Here is a 19,882-nt window from a genome sequence, read left to right on the forward strand (position 1 = left end):
CGTTGCGTGCCGCGGGTCATAGTGTACGCCTGCTGATGCCATTGATAAACAGCTCTACCAGATGCGTTATGCGCGATTCTGGCGTGCTGTCCTGCTCGGTCGCGATAAGAATCGCCGTCACCACAAATACCAGATCGTCGAAAGTGACGTCAGTACGGATCACTCCAGCCTGCTGGCCAAGGCTAAGTAGCCTTTCGCCTTCTTCGGTTAATGCAATGCAGCCAGGCGTGCCGCTCTGGAGCACCATGCCAAGCGACGTGGCCAGACCGCGATAGACCTGCGTGGTGGTAACCAGCCCGACCAGATACGAGCGCACCGCAGCAACCGGGTCTCGCTTTGCGTCGTTTTCACGACTCATCGCCGCAAAAGCTAAAAGCCGTGCGTTATAAGACTCCGCAAGCAGCAGTTCGCGGGTCGGAAAGCGCCGGTATAGCGTGCCAATGCCTACGCCCGCGCGTCTGGCCACCTCTTCAAGCGAAACGCCCGCCCCCTGCTCTAAAAAAACCTCCCCGGCTGCGGTAAGGATCCGTTCCCGATTCTTTTGCGCGTCTGCACGTAGTGTTGGCTCTTTTTTCAAAAAAATATCTCCTGCTCGTTGCTAAGTGGAGGTTACCTCCATATTATAAGTGGAGCAATACTCCACTTATCCAAAGGTGAACAAGATGCAGAATAAGTTTGAGCACAAAGTTGTGGTTATTACCGGCGGTAGCGAAGGTATCGGGCTGGCAACAGCGAAGCGGTTTGCCGCCGAAGGGGCGCATGTTTACATTACTGCTCGCAGGCAAGAACAACTCGATAAAGCGACGCAGGAAATCGGCCATGGCGCCATTGGTATCCAGGGCGATGTTGCTGAACCGGCTGACCTCGACCGGCTTTATGCCCGCGTTCAGCGCGATCACGGCAAAGTCGATATCCTGTTTGCTAATGCGGGGATATCGGAATCGGCGACCATTGATGACATTGACCTTGCGCACTTTGAGCGCGTCTTCCGCGTGAACGTTAAAGGAACCGTCTTTACTGTTCAGAAGGCGTTGCCCCTGATGGGAAATGGCGGCGCTATCATCCTCGCGGGGTCGGTTGCCGGCAGCAAAGGCATCGGCGGCCTCTCCGTGTACAGCGCAACGAAAGCCGCGATTCGGTCATTTGCCCGCACCTGGACCTCCGATCTGAAAAGCCGGGGAATTCGCGTGAACGTTGTGTCTCCGGGGATGATCCTCACGCCCGCTATGGAATCCTACTTTCAGCAATACCCCAGCGCAGAGGAAGCGCTCATACAGATGACGCCCTTTGCCCGGCTTGGTGAGACGGATGAAATTGCTAACGCGGTGCTGTTTCTGGCATCGAATGAGAGCAGTTTTGTCGCCGGAGAAGAGCTGTTTGTGGATGGCGGAGTCATGGCGATATAAATGAAAAACGAGGGGCGCTGAGGCCCCTCGCCTTTTACAGGTCTACTGGCTACTAAGCCAGGCTGCAATATCCTGAGTCGCCATCCCATTGCGGGCATTGTATGTCGTCTCCATTGGCCACCACACGCCGTCGCCACGGGCAAACGCAGCGCGATAACGCAGCATCTGGTCAGAGGGGTTCGTCTGCAGCGCCTGTTTGAGCGCCGGTAAGGTCAACAGATGGCGGATGAATCTCTGCTGCGTGACGCGTTCAACAGTGTCGGCGAGTTTGCCATAGGTCGTTGTCTCTCCGGCAACAAAGACCACTTCGTTGACAATGCGCGGCTGATGCAAATAGATAGAAGTGGTCAGCCTGCCAATGTCTTCCGGCGACGTGACGGTAACCCGCGTATCCCAACTCCCCAGTCCATTGATGGTTCGCTGTGACAAATTCACCACATCGAATGCGGGCTCGAAGAGAAAGCTGGTAAACATGCCGGTGGAGACGATAACCCACTCTGTGGTGTTCTGCTCACGCAGCAATGTTCGCACATCACACTGCTCATCCCAGACAGGCTGTCCGCTCCCCTTACCCACCACGTCATAGTTGACGCCAAACTGCCACGGAAAATAGCGGCGCACTTTGGCGTCTAGCACCGCCCGGGTAATGCGGATTTGCGTACCCTCCCCGGCCACGAACCCCATACAGTTGATAACCGTATCGAAGCGCCGCATTATTGTGGCAAGCGACGCCGTATCTGCGGCGACGTCGAGCGCCATAAAATGAGCCCCCGCCTGCGCAAGCTGTTGGTGACGCGCCGACACCAGGTTGCCGTGCTTATCCCAGGAACCCGGCGAGACGATAACGGCAACGCTGCCGTTCAATTGCCTGACGGCTGGTAGCAGCGCGTCCAGCACCGCCGCACCCAGCTGTCCCGCTCCCAGCACCAATACGTTCTTACCTCTAGTCAGTTGGTTCTTTTCCATTCTGCATCCTCATTTGGTTAAGCAGCATGATTACTGCATTAGCCGTAAGCTTACGGTCTGTTACCGATGTCGATAAGACGCGGAGCGTGGGTTAGACTGTTCGTGAAAATGGCATAATCAGGGGGCTTTATGGATAAGCTGGAATCGATGCGGATCTTCGTTCAGGTGGTGGACGCCCATAGTTTCGCCAGGGCGGCAGAGGTGCTTGGGCTGCCCCGCTCGACGGTTTCTCGCACCATTAAAGAGCTGGAAAGTTGGCTTGGGCTGCAACTGCTGCAGCGCACCACGCGCAAACTGAGCGTAACGGCAGAAGGACGCAGCTACTACAGCGCCTGCAAACAGATTTTGGGGGATATCGCCGCCATGGAGTCATCCTTCCCCGGCCGATCCGGCCAGCCCGGAGGCCGTTTCAAAGTTGGGATGCCGCAGGCGCTGGCCCGCCACTGTATCATCCCGCAAATAAAAGATTTTCTTCTCCAGTACCCGGCACTGGAGCTGGTGCTGTGTTCAAGCGATAACGTCGAAGACATTATTCAGGAGGGCTTCGACTGCGTGATCCGTACCGGGAGAGTGGAAGACTCGACCACCCTGGTGGCCCGTCCGCTGGTTAATTTCAAATGGACGGTGATGGCCTCAGCCTCCTATATCCGCGCGCACGGGCAGCCGGAAAATATCGATGACCTGCAAAACCATACCGCCGTCGGCTATCTCAGCCATCGCACCGGTCGAACCATCGAATGGCTGTTTACCGCCGATGATGGCGACCGCGCAATAAGGATGAAAGAGCAGTTTGTGGTGGATGACACCGACGCCTATATCCAGGCAGGCATTGAAGGCCTGGGGCTTATCCGCGTCGCCAGCTATCTGGCCATGCCCTATTTGAAAAGCGGCGCCCTGATCGCCTGTCTCGAAAATGCCACCTTCGATCTTCCTTTATCTCTGGTATATCCCCAGAACAGATACCTGCCCCCCGCGGTGCGGGCGTTTTATGACTGGAGTAAAAGGGTGTTGAATCAGAGGATTTAGCCGTAATCGCTGCAGAGCAGAAGCACCTTTTCCTTCTTGCTTAATTCCATCATAATGGGATTTAAGTCGATTAAATAGAGATAAAACACATTATGTTGGATTTATCACTCACCAGGCCAGATGAGCTCGTCCGAATGTTGTGTGGCCGTCTGCGACAGGAGCGTATAACACAGCAGATGACGCAATCCGATGTTGCGTCCAGAGCAGGCCTGGGTGTGAATACCGTGTCCAACCTTGAATCCGGGCGAAACGTTAATTTTGAAAGCGTTGTCAGAGTAGCAATGGTTTTGGGCCGCAGTAAGGAACTGGAAACACTTTTCCAACCGCGTCTGGAAAGCCTGGATGACCTTCGACGTTATGAAGAGGGTATCAGCCGCAAGCGCATAAAAAAGAGAAAATAATATGGTTAATAAAGTGGAAGTTTATTACGAAGGCTGGGGAGAAAAATGGCTCTGGGGGACGCTGGCGCAAACAACGGCCCTTACCGGACGCCCTCTCATTATGTTTGAATACGGTCCAGTTGCGTTAGATAAAGGGATTGAGCTTTCCGTTCTTACTCTCCCTCTCGCTGGCCCGAAACTGCGCAGAGATTTCCCCCCCCATCAGTTGGGATTACCCGGCCCGGTATATGACTCACTGCCCGACGGCTGGGGAATGCTGCTGATGGATCGCTTGTTTAAACAGCGTGGCCTGAATGTCGCTCGCATCAGCCCACTTGAAAGACTGACTTACATCGGTGCAAACGCAATGGGCGCTATGTCTTTTATACCTGCCCAGCCAGATTCAGTACTTACCGTGGAAGAAATTCCATTAAGCCAGCTTGCAGCAGAGGTACAAGAAGTGCTGAATGGTGAAGGTGGGGAATTTCTTTACCGGCTATTGCAGATGGGCGGCTCACCACAGGGCGCACGGCCAAAAGCGTTACTTTATCGTAATAGCAACACAGGGGCATTCAGCACTTCTCCGCAGGTTGACCTTGAGCCCTGGCTGATTAAATTTCCTGCAAAGCAGGAGCATCCCGAAGTTTGTGCTATTGAAGCGATCTATTCGTATTGCCTGAAGGCATGCGGGATAAGTACTTCCGATACAGAATATTTTGAACTGCCAAACGGTCAGTCAGCGTTTGCCACCAAAAGATTCGACAGGCAACAAAACATGCGCGTTCCTATGCAAAGCCTGGCGGCTTTCACCGGTGCCAATTATCAGGTCGCTGGCTCACTGGATTACGTCAATTTTTTGCGAGCGACACAAATATGCACAAACGATGTACGTGAAAAAAAACGCGCCTTTGAACGCGTCGTTTTTAATGTGATTTTTAATAACAGAGACGACCATCCGAAAAACTTTGCGTGGTTGATGTCGGCAACAGGTCAATGGTCTCTTGCGCCTGCGTATGATGTGACATACTGCGAAGGGCCTGGGGGTTATCATCAAATGGATATTATGGGTGAGGCATTAAACATTCGCAGCAGCCATTTGTTAAAGCTTGGGATTGAAGAAGCCGGGTACACAGAAGAAGAGATCAGGTCCATGATTGCACGCTTTATCGAAATCGCCACCCGTTTTACCGACCTGGCGGAAACACGACTTCCGGGTAAAATTACAAACGCAACGCTGAACGATATCCAGAATAAAATAAATTTTAATATCAATCTCTTACAGCAATAGTCGTTATAGCGGATCGGATCACCTTTCCCGGCAGTGTCTAAAACTGCAAAATTGAGGCTGATAACCGCAATGAAGCTAACCTGCGCAACCTTGTCATCACCGCAGCCCTTGCGTCATGATCTCAGTCATTGACTTAACCGCTGATAATACGAGAATGTCTCATCCGTGTGGCTACCTCACAGCAGGCATATGATCACCCTCTCCCGTCGCTTTATGACAACAGGCTGTAAAACCTCCGTCGCGCTTATCGCTATCGCGCTCTTATTAGCGGGTTGCAGTGCGAAAAAAACAACTTCTGTGGTTACGCCGCTGCCGCCGGTGGCAAAGCTCCCGCTGCCGACACAAAAAGGGCATGATGAGCCGGTGCGGGGCGTGTGGCTGGCGACCGTCTCCCGTCTAGACTGGCCGCCGCTCTCTTCGGTGAACGGCGGCAGCGCGGCCAGCCGTATCAGCCAACAGCAGGCGGCGCTGCGCAACAAACTCGATCAGCTACAGGCGCTTGGCATCAATACCGTTTTTTTCAGGTTAAACCTGACGGCACCGCCCTGTGGCCGTCAAAAATCCTGCCGTGGTCCGATATGCTGACGGGAAAAATCGGCCAGGACCCCGGCTACGATCCCCTCCAGTTTATGCTGGATGAAGCGCACAAGCGCGGGATGAAAGTTCACGCCTGGTTTAACCCCTACCGCGTTACCACCAATACAAAAAGCTCGACGGTAGCGGAGCTAAACGCAACGTTACATCTCGACCCTGCCAGCGTCTTTGTTTTACATCGTGACTGGATTCGTACCGCAGGCGATCGCTATGTGCTGGACCCCGGCATCCCGGAAGTGCGCGACTGGATAACCAGCATCGTGGCCGAGGTCGTGGCCCGCTACCCTGTGGATGGCGTACAGTTCGATGACTATTTCTATGCGGAAACGCCGGGTGCCGCACTTAACGACACCGCAACCTGGCGTAAATATGGCCAGTCTTTCGCCAGTAAAGCAGACTGGCGGCGTAACAACACGCAGCAGCTGATCGAGCAGGTCTCCCGGGCGGTCAAACAGCTCAAGCCGGACGTTGAGTTTGGCGTTAGCCCGGTTGGCGTCTGGCGTAACCGTTCACACGATCCGGCAGGTTCTGAAACCCGCGGCGCGGCGGCATATGATGAATCCTTTGCCGACACCCGCCGTTGGGTACAGCAGGGCCTGCTGGACTACATCGCGCCGCAGCTGTACTGGCCTTTCTCCCGGGATGCCGCCCGTTACGACGTGCTGGCGAAATGGTGGGCGGAAACTGTCAAGCCCACCCACACCCGCCTTTATATCGGCGTCGCGCTCTATAAGGTGGGCGAACCCTCCAAAAATGAACCGGACTGGATGGTTGACGGCGGCGTACCGGAGTTGAAAAAACAGCTCGATCTCAACGAGTCGGTGCCGCAAATCAACGGCACCATACTGTTCAGAGAGAGCTATCTTAACCAGCCGCAGACCCGCCAGGCAGTGAACTACCTAAAACAGCGCTGGGGCAACCTCTAATCAGACATCAGGCGGCCAGCGCTATGGCCGCCCTTCTCTTCTTTTCCCGGTTTTAAACCACCCATCAATTTTTTCTATGAAACCAAACAAAAAGTTTGTGTTAGCGTCTATTCAAAACAAAAAGTTTGATTTTGCGTGTGACACCGATCGCCTTCTGCTCATTTTTTGATTGCTGCCAGGTATGGTTTGCCGCTATACAATACAAAAAGTTTGTTTGTCTAACTTAAATTCAGGTCGATATGGAAAGCATTAAAGAGAACTTAGACTTCTTCATCCCGATGATGGAGGGGATCGCCGGGCAGTTTGGCGAGAATTGCGAAGTCGTACTTCATGACCACTCCCAGGGACTGGAGAGCAGTATTGTCGCCATTATTAACGGCCATGTGACCGGGCGACAGGTTGGCGATCCCAGTAGTAACCTGGGGCTGGAAGTGCTGCGCGGCAGCGACGTCAACGGCGACCGGCACAACTATTTCACCAAAACGCGGGACGGTAAAACCCTGCGTTCCACCTCTGTCTATGTGCGAAACGGCAATAAGCAGGTGATCGGCGCGCTGTGTATCAATCTCGATATTAGTGACATTTTGCAGGCGGAAAAGACGCTCAACAAAATGGCCGGTCGCCCTGATACCGCCCCGTCGCGGCCGCAGGAGGTGAATGAAGTTTTTGTTAAAGATGTCAACGAGCTGCTTGATTATCTGATTGCCGAGTGCATGACATTAATCAACGTGCCGGTCAGTAATATGAGCCGTCAGGACAAGCTGAATGCGATCAAGTTTTTTGACGATAAAGGGGTATTTCTGATTAAAAAATCCGGCGAGCGGATTTGCGAATTTCTCAACATTTCAAAGTACACCCTCTACGCCTATCTCGGCGAACTGCGAGGGGAAAACCCGGTAATTGACGGTTAACCGTCAGGAGGAAGAATGCTGACCACACCTTATGTTGCGCTGGATATGGATATCATGGAGAAAAACATCACGACCATGACATCCGGCCTTGCCCGCCAGGGCATCCGGCACTGGCCGCACATTAAAACTCATAAGTCATTGCGCCTGGCAAAGCTCGAGCAGGCGCTTGGCGCAAGCGGCATCACCTGCGCCAAGCTGTCAGAAGCGGAGGTAATGGCCGAAGGCGGAATCGCGGCTATTCTGCTGGCCTATCCATTAATTGGCGACGATAAGTGCCAGCGTTATGCTGAACTGGCGCGCAAAATCACGATGCGCACTATTGTTGATAGCCTGCCGGGCGCGCAGGGGCTCTCTCGCGCCGCAATGCGTAACGATCTGACGTTTGATGTGGATATTGCCATTGATTACGGCGCGCACCGCGAGGGCATTCAGCCAGAGGAACTGCTCGATTTTGCCTGCGAAGTGGCCGCGCTTCCGGGATTACGCGTAACGGGTGTTTTTACCTATGCGGGCACCATCTATCAGTATCACACCGAAGAGGATATTCGTCTGGCAGCGCGTAAAGAGGCCGAACTGTTAATAAAAAGCCGCAATTTGCTGAATGACAACGGTTTTGAAATTACCACCCTGTCTGGCGGCTCTACGCTCTCATCGTGGTACGCGGATGAATTAAAAGGCATAACCGAGTCGCGGGCCGGAAATTTTATTTTTGGCGATATGAACGCGATTAACGGTGGTATTTATACGGCGGACAACTGCGCATTAACCATCTGCGCGACGGTGGTGAGCATCCCCCTGCCCGGTTATGCAACGATTGATGCCGGAACCAAATCGCTGACGTCTGACTTATCCGCCAAAGCCAATTCTTATGGTCTTATACAGGAGTATCCGGACATTGAATTGGTAAAGCTGAACGAAGAGCACGGTTATTTACGCTATGATCCGGACAAGTATTCCCTGACCATCGGCGAGCAGCTGCATATTATTCCCAACCACTGTTGCGTGGTCGCCAACCTGGTCGATGAAATATATGCTTTCCGCAATGGAGAGCATACAGAAACCATTACCGTAGACGCGCGTGGAAAGAGCTTTTAATTAGCCGGAAATATTAAAATGACTGAGATCCCATTAACTGTCGATGAGCGGCAGGAGCTGATCACGCTTCTTTGTAGCCTGATACAGCACCCCTCGGAAAATCCGCCGGGAAATGAAAACGCGGTTGCGCATTATATTGCTGACTTATTGCGTAGCGAAGGTATCGAAACACACATGCAGGAAGTGGTGCCCGGAAGGCCTAATGTGATTGCCCGCCTGCGCGGAAAAGAACCGGGCAAACGGCTTATTTTTAATGGCCATACCGACGTGGTGCCCTGCGGAGCGGGCTGGTCCGTTGACCCTTTCGCCGCGGTCATCGATGGCGACCGCATTATCGGGCGCGGTGCGGCGGACATGAAGTCTGGCGTCGCGGCGATGATTTTTGCCGCCCTGCTTATTCATCGCCGCCAGTATGCTTTCAACGGCGAAATCCTCCTGCTGTTTAACGTGGATGAAGAGCGCATCAACCTTGGCATGGAGCATTTTGTCGCCCAGGGCGTGGCGGCGGATTACGCCATCATCGGCGAACCCACCTCGCTGGAAATCTGCGTGGCGCATAAAGGGGTCAGCCGTACCCGGCTCACCACCCACGGCACCGCGGGCCATGCGGCGAAAACCCGCAACCCTGACAGCGCCATCGATAAAATGGCCGCGCTGTTCCCGGCACTGCTGGGCGAGTGCCGCCGGGTCAAACAGCAGCATCATGAACTGCTGGGCAATGCCTCGATGCTGGTCACCACGATTACCGGCGGCAGCGCGCCGAATATCGTGCCGCAGTCTTGCTGTGTGGAGATAGACCGCCGGGTGCTGCCGGGAGAACAACGCAGCGAAATTAATGCCAGCCTGCAAACCGCGCTGGCGAATGCCGGGCTGAATGCGCAGCAGGATTATTCGCTGGTGAACTATCTGTTTATCCCGGCCTCGGCCATTGACGAGGCGCATCCGCTGGTGGAGTCCGCCTGCGAGGCGGTGAAAATGGTGACCGGCGCTGCGCAGAAAACCATTTTTGACGCCACCTGCGAAGCCCCTTTCTTCTCGGTGGGCTGCGCCATCCCTACCATTATTATGGGGCCGGGGGATTTAGCCCAGGCGCACGTAAAAGATGAATTTGTCCGTATTGAGGAGTTACATCAGGCCGCGCAGATTTATACCTCGCTGGCGTTGAATTTGCTGCAATAAACCATCAGGAAAATGTTATGAAAATTGAAGCACGCTTAGCTGAGCTGGGAATTACGCTCGGCGAACCTACTGCACCTAAATTCTCCTATGTTCCGGTAAAGCAGACGGGCAATCTCCTTTACACTTCCGGTAATGATTGCCGGGTCAATGGTGAATTAATTTATCAGGGAAGTCTTGGCGCAGACTTATCACTTGAGCAAGGGCAAGAGGCAGCACGCCAGTGCATTATTAATATCCTCTCTTCTCTTAAGGGTTATCTGGGGGATCTTGACAGAATTACCGGCTGCGTAAAAATGCTGGGATTTGTGCAGAGCGCGGATACATTTAAAGAGCAGCCGCTGATTATTAACAGCGCTTCCGATTTGCTGATCGCGATATTCGGTGAATCGGGAAAACATGCGCGCTCGGCAATTGGCACCAATGCCCTGCCGTTTAGCACGCCGGTTGAAATTGAATTAATTTTTGAAATTAACGCTTAATACAACTCATCCGGCTTATTACCGGGATCCTGTCACGCCGCTATTTAGTGGTAGTGGCGTTTATATACCCTAAATAATTCGAGTTGCAGGAAGACGGCGACGCAGTGAACCCCCAGGAGCTTACTCAAGTAAGTGACTGGGGTGAGCGAGAAAAGCCAACGCACATGCAACTTGAAGTATGACGGGTATAACATTACAAAAGGATAATATATGTCCAGTCAAGCAAGCTCTCGCCTGAAGCGTTTGCAAATTATGGCATTATTGTTTTTGCTCGTGGCGGGTATTATTAATTTTCTCGACAGAACGTCTCTCTCTATTGCCAATACCACCATTCGTGAGGAGATGGGGTTAAGCGCAACCGAGATGGGGCTGTTGCTATCGGTATTTTCTTTTGGCTACGCGCTCTGTCAGCTTCCTATCGGTATGGTCATGGAGCGGTTCGGCGTCAAAAAAGTCTACGGCTTTGGTATCTTCCTCTGGTCAGCGGCCCAGACGGCGCTGGGATTTGTCGGCTCGTTCAGCCAGATGATTGTCGCCAGGGTTATTCTGGGGATTGGCGAAGCACCCCATCTGCCTACCGGCGTGAAGGTCGTCAACGACTGGTATAACATTCGCCAGCGCGGCGTGCCGATGGGGATCGTGAACATGTCATCGACCCTCGCTCAGGCGCTGGCGCCGCCGCTGCTGATTGCGCTGATGCTGGCGTTCGGCTGGCGAATGATGTTTATCATCATTGGCGTAAGCGGCATTGTGCTCTCCATTTTGTGGTTTATCTTCTACCGCAACCGTGATGAAGCGGGCCTGTCTGCGGAAGATATCGCCCATCTGGAAGAAGAAACGCCCCCGTCCAGCAAAGAGAAAGTGACGCTCAGGGACTGGGCCGGGCTGTTTAAGCAGAAATCAATGTGGGGGATGATTATCGGCTTTAACGGCGTGGGCTATATGGTCTGGCTGTTTCTGACCTGGCTGCCCTCTTATCTGGAAATGTCCCGCGGCTTGAGCCTGCAAAAAACCGGTTGGGTCGCGGCCATTCCCTTCCTGTTTGGCGCAGCCGGGATGCTGGTGAACGGCGTGGTGGCCGACTGGGTAATGAAGCGCGGCGCGGATAAGATGAAAAGCCGCAAATGGATGATCTGCCTTGGGTTACTGTGCGCCGCCGGGTTTACGCTGCCCGCTGCCTACACGGAAAGCACTTTTGTCGCGGTAGCCTGTATCAGTATGGCGCTCTTTTCCATCCACTTTGCGGGCACGTCGGCGTGGGGGTTGATACTGGTTTCCGTTCCTTCACGGCTGGTGACATCCGTGAGCGGTATTCAGAACTTCGGCGGCTTTATCGGCGGCTCTTTCGCGCCGATCATCACCGGCATGATCCTCGACCAGACCGGTTCCTTTACCCTTGCGCTGGTTGCCTCGTCGGTCATCGCCTTTATGGCTTCGCTGGTCTATTTCTTTATGGTAAACAAACCGGTTGTCGACCCGGCAACCTTACGTTAATCCTCAAGCCCGGGATATGCCCCGGGCTGGCTACCGTCACTGCCCCTGTTGGTTTACCCACACCAGTTGATCAACAGGGAAGCCCAGCTCGCGGGCGATAGAGAGATAGTTCTGTTTTACCTTCTCCGGCATTTCCGGCGTGCGCGACAGGAACCATAAATAGTCGCGGTTCGGGCCGCTGACCAGCGCGTACTGGTAATCATCATCCAGCGCAATCACGTTATAGCCGCCATAAAAAGGCCCGAAGAAAGAGACTTTCAGCGCGGCGGTGGTGGGCGAGCCGGTGAAGTACGCCTTCCCGTCGCTCTCTTTCCACTCTTTTTTGCGCGGATCATAGCCGCGGTTGATCACCGTCAGGCCGCCGTCGCTGCGCTTGCCATACTGCGCTGTCACGCGCTCCAGCCCGCGTTCGAAGCGGTTTTCCAGCCTGGCGACTTCATACCATTTGCCCAGATAGCGGCTGGCGTCAAATTGCGTGAGCGGTTGTACCCCTTTCGGCGGCGTGGGTGACTTACAGGCCACCAGGGCTAATGTTATCGCCACACCGGTCACGACAGGCCAAAGCTTCATATCGACTCCTTAGAGTTTTTCAAAATGTTCCCGTTTTCAGTGTAGTGCAAACCAGCCGGCTGCCGTGCTCGCTTCAACTCCCGGTGCAGAATTCGTAGTATATTAAGAATTATCTTTTTACAGGGACGCAGCCTATGTCTTACTCAATCGGCGAATTCGCCAGGCTTTGCGGGATCACCGCAACCACCCTTCGCGCCTGGCAGCGCCGTTATGGTTTGCTAAAACCCATGCGCACCGACGGCGGCCACCGTCTGTATAGCGATGAGGATGTAAAACAGGCGCTGACCATCCTCGACTGGGTCAAAAAAGGAGTACCGGTAAGCCAGGTAAAAGCGCTGCTGGAACGCCCCCATGCTGCGCGGAATAATAACTGGGCCTCGCTGGAGGAGATGATGCTCTCCCGGCTGCAGCAGGGGCGCATCGCCGCGCTGCGCCAGATGGTTTATGATGCGGGCCGCGAATACCCCCGGGATGCGCTGGTGGTCAACGTGCTACGCCCCTTGCGCAGTAAAGTGTCGGCCAATGTCCCCGCCATGCTGACCCTGCGTGAAGCCCTTGACGGCGTGATCATCGCCTACACCTCTTTTTGCCTGGAAGGCGACAGAAAAGCCCCCGGCGACAATATGATCCTCTGCGGATGGCAGTTAACTGACCCCACTGAAATCTGGCTTGAAGCGCTCAGGCGTACCGGCGGCGGACACCGCATCGAGGTGTTGCCCCAGTCTCCTGAAACGCTGGCCCCGGAGCTGTTTGCCGACTATCACTGGCTGGTGGTCACCGGCAACAAACTCACCGCCGCCCGTCAGAAGCAGATAGCTCTCTGGCGCGAACAGGTTGTCTCCCTTGAAGTGGTCTCACTTTCCACCTGATTTGTGGCCCCGATGCGAAATTTGCACACTAAAACTTGGACAAATAAAAATGTTTGTGTAAGTTTATAGTATGCTTTTTGTTCTGCTACGCAGGGGATCACCATGAACAGTAAACCCACACTTGGCATTAGCGGCTGCCTCACCGGCTCTACCGTCAGATTTGACGGCGGACATAAACGCATGGGGTTCGTGATGGATGACCTGGCGCAATGGGTGAGCTTCAGACCCGTCTGCCCGGAGATGGCCATCGGCCTGCCTGTTCCCCGCCCTGCGCTGCGGCTGATCCGTACCGTGGACGGCGATACCCGGATGCGCTTTAGCCATGCCCCGGGGGAGGACGTCAGCGAAAAGATGCAGGCGTTTGCCGCAGATTTTCTGCCCGGTATTGCCGACCTTGCGGGCTTTATTGTCTGCGCGAAGTCCCCAAGCTGCGGCATGGAGCGGGTACGGCTGTACGATGAAAACGGCAACCGTGGCCGTAAAGAGGGAACGGGTTTGTTTACCGCTGCCCTGATGGAGACGTACCCGTGGCTACCGGTTGAAGAAGACGGGCGGCTGCATGACCCGGTATTAAGGGAAAACTTCGTCGAACGCGTCTTCGCGCTGCATGAGCTTAATCGCCTGCGCGCAGAGGGGCTGACGCGCGGCGGGCTGCTGGCCTTTCATAGCCGCTATAAATTGCAACTGCTGGCGCACTGTCAGCCGGGCTACCGTGAAATTGGGCCGTTTGTCGCCCGTATTCATGAGTGGGACGATTTGGAGGCCTTCTTTGTCGCCTACCGGGAAAAGCTGATGGCCATTCTGAAAAAACCGGCTTCGCGGAAGAATCACACTAACGTACTGATGCATATTCAGGGCTATTTCAATAAGCAGATCAGCGCACGCCAGCGGGCGGAGCTGCGCGATGTTATCATCAACTACCGCGCCGGTAAGCTGCCTATTCTTGCCCCGCTCACGCTGTTAAAACATTATCTGGCAGAGCATCCTGACCGCTATCTGCAAACGCAGAACTACTTCGACCCGTACCCGGACAGCCTCTGCCTGCGCCTTGCGGTGAGCTGATTCAACACGTCACTACCGTCACGCCCGCGGTTTGCAGCCCGGCGATAAGCCGGGCATCGCTCTCCCGCTCCAGCACGACGGTGTTAACGTCAGCCAGTGCGCCGATAGCGTAGGGCGACGCGGCGTTAATTTTCTCGTTAGACGCCAGCACGATGGTTTCCGCTGCGCGCTGCGAGAAGGCGCGCTTGACGCAGGCCTCTTCATAATCGCCGGTCGTCAGCCCCGCTTCGGCATGCAGGCCCGTCACCCCCATAAAAAAGAGATCGGCATTAATCTGAGCAATACCTTCTATCGCCGCCGCGCCGGTGGTGACAATCGAGTGCTTAAACAGTTTGCCGCCAATCAGAATCACCTCGATTAACGGGTGGCTGACCAGCGCCAGCGCGATGCCGGGGCTGTGGGTCACCACGGTAATATCTAAATCCTCCGGCAGCGCCGCAATCAGCGCCGCGGTGGTCGTACCGCCATCAATAATCACCACCTGACCCGATGAGATGAGCGTCGCTCCCTTCTCCGCTACCCGCTTTTTAGAGTCAGGCCGCAGGGCCTGGCGCTCGCGGAAACTGGCCGCCGCCTGAGAGGCTGGCAGCGCCCCGCCGTGAACCCGCTGCAATTTTCCTGCGCCAGCCAGTTCCCGTAAATCCCGCCGGATGGTGTCTTCAGAGACGGCGAATTGCGCGCTGAGATCTTTCGCCATGACCTGGCCGTCACGCGCCAGCTTTTCCAGAATCAGATGTTTTCGTTGGCTGGTGAGCATCTTTAGCCCTCTGCATGTTTTATCTTGAAAATGCACGATATTGCTTATTATGATAAAAACTATACTGACAGAGAGGCAAATATGCAATCTAAACGTGCAGAAGTACGCATTACCGACAGTGAAGTCTTGTCTGATAACTGGTACAGCCTGAAGAAATACACCTTCGAACTCCTGCGAAGCGATGGCGAGTGGCAGCGCCAGAGCCGGGAGGTGTACGATCGCGGCAATGGCGCGACTATCCTGCTCTACAACCGTGAGCGCCGCACGGTTGTGCTTACCCGCCAGTTCCGTTTTCCGGTGTTTATTAACGGGCATGAAGACATGCTGATCGAAGCGGCTGCCGGTCTGCTGGATAACATGGCGCCTGAACAGCGCATCAAAGCGGAAGCGGAAGAAGAGACTGGCTATCGCGTAGAGAACGTGCAGAAGGTCTTTGAAGCCTATATGAGCCCCGGCTCGGTCACAGAAAAGCTCTATTTCTTTATCGCCGAGTATCAGTCCTGGGATCGCGCAGGCATGGGCGGCGGTATTAAATCCGAAGGGGAGGATATTGAAGTGCTGGAACTTCCCTTTCAGGAGGCGCTGGCGGCCGTTGAAAACGGCACCATTGTTGACGCCAAAACCATCATGCTGCTCTGGCATGTGGCAATGAAAGGCATTTTATAGGACCGCTTACTCCAAAGCCCCGGGTGCGGCTTGCGCCTTACCCGGGCTACGAATACCGGCCCGGTGTATCCCGGATAAGGCAGAGCCGCATCCGGGAACCCTCGCCCCCTCTGCCGTTACAGCGTCACAGCACCCCGCCAATAATGGTCTATGATTTTCTTCGTATACCTGCAGATACCTTTCTGTCGTCCATTGTCAGCTTTGCTTTAATCGAGGTAGTTGAATGGAGTCAAAATCATTTCTTAAAAGTTGGGGAGCCGACTATACCGAAGAAGGTCGGGTTCGTTTCCGCCTCTGGGCGACCGGCCAGCAAACGGTCACCCTCAGACTTGCCAGCGTTGATAAAGCGATGACCCCAACCGGGGATGGCTGGTTCGAATTGCTGGTAGATAATGTCGCCCCCGGCACGGAATATCAGTTCGTGCTCGCCGACGGTATGACCGTGCCCGACCCCGCATCGCGCGGTCAAAAAGCGGATGTTAACGGCCCTTCTCTCGTCATCAATCCTGAAAGCTACTCGTGGCAAAATACCCACTGGCGCGGCCGCCCCTGGGAGGAGTCGGTAGTCTATGAACTGCATATCGGCACCTTTACCGCAGAAGGCACCTTTAACGCCGCACGGGAGAAACTCCCCTGGCTCGCCGACCTTGGGATCACCATGATCGAAGTGATGCCACTCGCGCAGTTTGGCGGCAACCGGGGCTGGGGCTACGATGGCGTCCTGCTCTACGCGCCGCACGCCGCCTACGGCACGCCGGACGAATTCAAAGCGTTTGTCGACGCTGCCCACGGTTACGGCATCTCCGTGGTGCTGGATATCGTTCTGAACCATTTTGGCCCCGAGGGGAACTATCTGCCGTTGCTCTCCCCTGCATTTTTCCACCAGGAGCGCTCAACGCCCTGGGGCGCGGGGATCGCTTACGATGTCGAAGCTGCCCGTCGCTATATTGCCGAAGCCCCGCTCTACTGGCTGCATGAATATTTTCTCGACGGCCTGCGTTTCGACGCAATCGATCAGATAGAGGACACGGCGCAAAAGCATATCCTTGTCGAGATTGCCGAACAGATCCGCGCGGAAATTACCGACCGCCCGGTGCATCTCACTACCGAAGACTGCCGCAATATCATCGATTTGCATCCGCGTAACGAGGACGGCTCCGTGCCGCTGTTCACCGGCGAATGGAACGATGATCTGCACAATGCCGTTCATGTTTTCGCAACAGGCGAAACGCACGCTTACTACCAGGATTTTGCCCAACAGCCGGAAAAAATGATTGCCCGGGCGCTGGCGGAAGGCTTCGCCTGGCAGGGGGAAGTTTCGCCCCATAGCGGCGAGAAGCGCGGGGTAGACAGCCGCAGCCAGCCCCCCGTCGCCTTCGTCGATTTTATTCAGAACCATGACCAGGTGGGCAACCGCGCGCAGGGGGAAAGGCTTATCTCGCTGGCTGGCCCCGAGCGCACCCGCGTCCTGCTTGCCGCCCTGCTGCTCTCACCCCATATTCCGCTGATGTTTATGGGCGAAGAGTATGGCGAAACCAACCCGTTCCTTTTCTTTACCGATTTTCATGGCGATCTGGCGAAAGCGGTGCGTGAAGGTCGTGCAAAAGAGTTCGCCGGACATACGGGGTATGAAGGTGTGGATGTGCCGGACCCCAATGCCGAGAGCACGTTTATGATGTCGAAGCTGGACTGGCAAAAACCGCAGTCCGACGACGGCAAAGCGTGGCTCGCCCTTACCCGCGAACTGCTGGCGCTACGCCTGCAAAAAATTGTACCGCTACTGGCCAGTGCGGGTGGCAACAGCGGCAGCGTGATAAAGACCGCCGACGGCTTCTTCGCCGTCACCTGGACCTTCCCCAACGGTACGTTATCGCTAGCGGTGAACATCGGTGAGACGGAACAGCCCCTTCCGGAAATGCCGGGGGAAACCCTGTTCGCCGAGCCGCAGTCTCTTACCTCGCTGCCACAAAACGCTATTATCGTTCGCCTCGCGCCGGGAGATGCGCAATGACTATCCCAACAGCAACGTATCGTATTCAGTTTCGTAACGGCATGACCTTCGACCGCGCCGCGGCGCTGGTGCCCTATCTCAAGCGGCTGGGTATCAGCCACCTGTATGCGTCGCCCATTTTTACGGCGACAACCGAATCCACCCACGGTTATGACGTGACCGATGCCAACGAAATCGAACCGGCGATTGGCGGCCGCGCCGGTTTTGACCGGATGGTCGCGGCCCTGAAAGAGGCCGGGCTGGGGCTGATTCTGGATATCGTCCCTAACCATATGGCGGCCTCGCTGGAAAACCTCTGGTGGCGGGATGTGATTGAGTACGGTGAAAAGAGTCGCTATGCCCACCATTTCGACATCGACTGGACGCGTCGACTGACGCTGCCCTTCCTGGGCGACACCTTTGAGAACGTGCTGGAAAACGGCGAGATTGCCGTTAAGCCGCACCCCGGCACCGGCAGACCGGCGCTGGCCTACTACGATAGCTATTATCCACTCACCCCGGAAAGCTGGCAGGAGCGTGAAGAGGAGGTTCTTGCCCTGACCGATCGCGCCGCTATCGCCGAACTGCACGAACAGCAGCCCTGGCGGCTGATGTCCTGGCGGGACGCGCCGCGGGATCTCTCCTATCGCCGTTTCTTTGAGATAACCGGCCTGGTGGGCGTAAGGGTTGAAGACGAACAGGTCTTTAACGATAGCCATCGCCTGATCCTCGAACTGGTTCACGACGGTATTGTCGACGGCCTGCGTATCGACCACGTTGATGGGCTCGCCGATCCGAAGGCCTATCTGGAGCGGCTGCGGCAGGCGACGGGGCCAGAGTGCTATATCACCGTGGAGAAAATTCTCGGCGAAGGCGAGCAGCTTCCGCAAGACTGGCCCATCTCCGGCACCACCGGCTACGAGTTCATCGCCACCCTCTCCGACGCGCTGGTCGATGGCGAAAAAATGGCGACGATGAGCGACGTCTATGAATCGGTGCTGAGTAAGCCGGTGGATATGGAAGCGGAACTGCGTAAAGCCAAACTGCTGATGATCGACCGCAATTTCGAGGGTGAATTTACCCGCTTACTGGCGCTGAGCATGACCATTGCCGCAACCGAAGGAGAAACGCTCAGCGAATCGCAGGTGCGCGCGGTATTGCGCGAGCTGCTGACTAATTTCCCGGTCTATCGCACCTATGGCACGGCGGACGGGCTGACGGCTGCTGACCGCGACATGCTGCTGGAGGTGGCTGATGGCGTGCGCAACAGCGCCAACGCCCCCCATCCGGAAGCGCTCGATTTCCTGGTGCGCATACTCGCCGGAGAGACCAGCGCTGCATCTGCCGATGACGCGACGACCTTCCGCGCCCGTTTTCAACAGTTGACTGGCCCGCTGATGGCCAAGTCAGTTGAGGACACCCTCTTCTTCCGTCAGCATATGGCGTTGGCGCTCAACGAAGTGGGGTCGGAACCGCTGCCGCGCGCCTTCTCGCTGGCGCGGTTTCATGCCGATATGCAGACCCGGCGCGAGCGTCAGCCCGACGCCCTCTCCACCACCTCCACCCACGATACCAAACGCGGAGAGGATACCCGCGCCCGTCTCTATACCCTAACCGAAGCGCCGGAACGCTGGGCTGAGCACGTGGTTCGCTGGCGCGAAATGAACCAGTCGAAAGTTGTGACCCTGGAAGACGGTCTGGCCCCGCGTTACGGCAGTATCTGGATGGTCTTTCAGGCGCTGGCCGGGGCATGGCCGGTGTCGCTGAGCGCCAGTGATGAGGCGGGCCTGAAAGCGCTTGAGGCGCGTTTTCTGCCCTATGTTGAAAAAGCCCTGCGCGAAGAGAAGCTGCGCACCAGTTGGGATGACAACAATGATGCCTACGAACAGGCGGTAATGGGCTATGTCTCCTGGCTACTCTCGCCGGAGAACCAGGCGTTCTTGCAGGACTTCACCACCGCCCTGCGGCCGTTTATTCGTGCCGGACTGGTGAACAGCCTGAGCCAGACTATTATCAAACTAACCGCACCGGGTGTGCCCGATATTTATCAGGGCAGCGAAGGGTTCAATTTTAGCCTGGTCGATCCGGACAATCGGCTGGAGCCGGATTTCGCCACCCTTGAAGGCTGGCTGGCGGAAGAGGTCCCCCCGCTTTCTGAGGATGTGGAAAGCTGGCTTAGCGGGCGAACAAAACAGCAGGCGATCGCCCGCATTTTGCGCTATCG

At 55.5% G+C, this 19,882-nt stretch carries 18 protein-coding genes and 1 pseudogene; 15 read left to right on the top strand and 4 right to left on the bottom strand.

Translation table 11 applies throughout. The features are described from left to right. Positions 1-16: 16 nt before the first annotated feature. Positions 17-577, bottom strand: a complete 561-nt coding sequence (locus tag ENTHG_RS05850; RefSeq protein ID WP_044175867.1) for a TetR/AcrR family transcriptional regulator — start codon at positions 575-577, stop codon at positions 17-19. 85 nt (positions 578-662) lie between these two features. Here ENTHG_RS05850 and ENTHG_RS05855 point away from each other — a divergent pair, with 85 nt between their 5' ends. Next, positions 663-1,406 carry an SDR family NAD(P)-dependent oxidoreductase gene (locus ENTHG_RS05855; RefSeq protein ID WP_044175869.1) on the top strand — a complete coding sequence of 248 codons (744 nt, stop codon included), beginning with the start codon at positions 663-665 and terminating at the stop codon, positions 1,404-1,406. Between the two features lie 42 nt (positions 1,407-1,448). Here ENTHG_RS05855 and ENTHG_RS05860 read toward each other — a convergent pair whose 3' ends face one another. Continuing rightward, positions 1,449-2,372, bottom strand: a complete 924-nt coding sequence (locus ENTHG_RS05860; RefSeq protein WP_044175872.1) for an aromatic alcohol reductase — start codon at positions 2,370-2,372, stop codon at positions 1,449-1,451. A 129-nt stretch (positions 2,373-2,501) separates the two neighbouring features. On the opposite strand from ENTHG_RS05860, the gene ENTHG_RS05865 reads away from it, so the two are divergent. The 9 genes and pseudogenes from ENTHG_RS05865 (at position 2,502) to ENTHG_RS05905 (ending at position 11,744) form a co-directional block, all read left to right on the top strand. Next, positions 2,502-3,398 (top strand): LysR family transcriptional regulator, encoded by an 897-nt coding sequence (locus ENTHG_RS05865; RefSeq protein WP_044175876.1) that lies wholly within the window; start codon positions 2,502-2,504, stop codon positions 3,396-3,398. Positions 3,399-3,490: 92 nt separating this feature from the next. Beyond that, positions 3,491-3,799, top strand: a complete 309-nt coding sequence (locus ENTHG_RS05870) for a helix-turn-helix domain-containing protein (RefSeq protein WP_044175881.1) — start codon at positions 3,491-3,493, stop codon at positions 3,797-3,799. Position 3,800: 1 nt separating this feature from the next. Then, positions 3,801-5,066, top strand: coding sequence for a type II toxin-antitoxin system HipA family toxin (locus ENTHG_RS05875; RefSeq protein ID WP_044175886.1), 1,266 nt, complete (start codon positions 3,801-3,803; stop codon positions 5,064-5,066). A gap of 213 nt (positions 5,067-5,279) precedes the next feature. Further along, positions 5,280-6,586: pseudogene (locus ENTHG_RS05880) on the top strand (glycoside hydrolase family 10-like protein). A 239-nt stretch (positions 6,587-6,825) separates the two neighbouring features. Next, on the top strand, positions 6,826-7,497 hold the full coding sequence (locus ENTHG_RS05885; RefSeq protein WP_044175898.1) for a helix-turn-helix transcriptional regulator: 672 nt from the start codon (positions 6,826-6,828) through the stop codon (positions 7,495-7,497). 15 nt (positions 7,498-7,512) lie between these two features. Further along, a complete protein-coding gene (locus tag ENTHG_RS05890) occupies positions 7,513-8,592 on the top strand; it encodes an alanine racemase (RefSeq protein ID WP_044175905.1) in 1,080 nt (359 codons plus the stop codon). 18 nt (positions 8,593-8,610) lie between these two features. Continuing rightward, complete coding sequence (locus tag ENTHG_RS05895) at positions 8,611-9,771, top strand: M20 family metallopeptidase (RefSeq protein ID WP_044175909.1); 1,161 nt, start codon at positions 8,611-8,613, stop codon at positions 9,769-9,771. A 17-nt stretch (positions 9,772-9,788) separates the two neighbouring features. Further along, positions 9,789-10,250, top strand: coding sequence for a RidA family protein (locus ENTHG_RS05900; RefSeq protein ID WP_044175911.1), 462 nt, complete (start codon positions 9,789-9,791; stop codon positions 10,248-10,250). A 210-nt stretch (positions 10,251-10,460) separates the two neighbouring features. After that, a complete protein-coding gene (locus ENTHG_RS05905) occupies positions 10,461-11,744 on the top strand; it encodes an MFS transporter (RefSeq protein WP_044175920.1) in 1,284 nt (427 codons plus the stop codon). Positions 11,745-11,780: 36 nt separating this feature from the next. Here ENTHG_RS05905 and blc read toward each other — a convergent pair whose 3' ends face one another. Continuing rightward, the gene (gene blc / locus ENTHG_RS05910) at positions 11,781-12,314 is read right to left on the bottom strand and encodes an outer membrane lipoprotein Blc (RefSeq protein WP_044175921.1); all 534 of its coding nucleotides are present in this window, start codon (positions 12,312-12,314) and stop codon (positions 11,781-11,783) included. A 134-nt stretch (positions 12,315-12,448) separates the two neighbouring features. On the opposite strand from blc, the gene ENTHG_RS05915 reads away from it, so the two are divergent. Both ENTHG_RS05915 and ENTHG_RS05920 read left to right on the top strand, forming a co-directional pair. Then, the gene (locus ENTHG_RS05915; RefSeq protein ID WP_044175924.1) at positions 12,449-13,183 is read left to right on the top strand and encodes a MerR family transcriptional regulator; all 735 of its coding nucleotides are present in this window, start codon (positions 12,449-12,451) and stop codon (positions 13,181-13,183) included. A gap of 102 nt (positions 13,184-13,285) precedes the next feature. Further along, positions 13,286-14,245, top strand: a complete 960-nt coding sequence (locus tag ENTHG_RS05920) for a YbgA family protein (protein WP_044175932.1) — start codon at positions 13,286-13,288, stop codon at positions 14,243-14,245. 1 nt (position 14,246) lies between these two features. Here the strand turns inward: ENTHG_RS05920 and ENTHG_RS05925 are convergent, their stop codons facing one another. Then, complete coding sequence (locus ENTHG_RS05925; protein WP_044175937.1) at positions 14,247-15,002, bottom strand: DeoR/GlpR family DNA-binding transcription regulator; 756 nt, start codon at positions 15,000-15,002, stop codon at positions 14,247-14,249. An 81-nt stretch (positions 15,003-15,083) separates the two neighbouring features. Here ENTHG_RS05925 and ENTHG_RS05930 point away from each other — a divergent pair, with 81 nt between their 5' ends. The 3 genes from ENTHG_RS05930 to treY form a co-directional block, all read left to right on the top strand. After that, entirely contained in the window at positions 15,084-15,668 is a 585-nt protein-coding gene (locus ENTHG_RS05930; protein ID WP_044179040.1) for an NUDIX hydrolase, read from the top strand. Between the two features lie 223 nt (positions 15,669-15,891). Further along, complete coding sequence (gene treZ, locus ENTHG_RS05935) at positions 15,892-17,679, top strand: malto-oligosyltrehalose trehalohydrolase (RefSeq protein WP_044175943.1); 1,788 nt, start codon at positions 15,892-15,894, stop codon at positions 17,677-17,679. After that, the coding region (treY, locus tag ENTHG_RS05940) for a malto-oligosyltrehalose synthase (RefSeq protein ID WP_071825846.1) at positions 17,676-19,882 on the top strand (2,207 nt) is incomplete at its 3' end. The genes treZ and treY, both read left to right, overlap by 4 nt.

It is taken from the genome of Phytobacter massiliensis JC163 (assembly GCF_000321045.1).
Classification (GTDB): Bacteria; Pseudomonadota; Gammaproteobacteria; order Enterobacterales; family Enterobacteriaceae; genus Phytobacter_A; species Phytobacter_A massiliensis.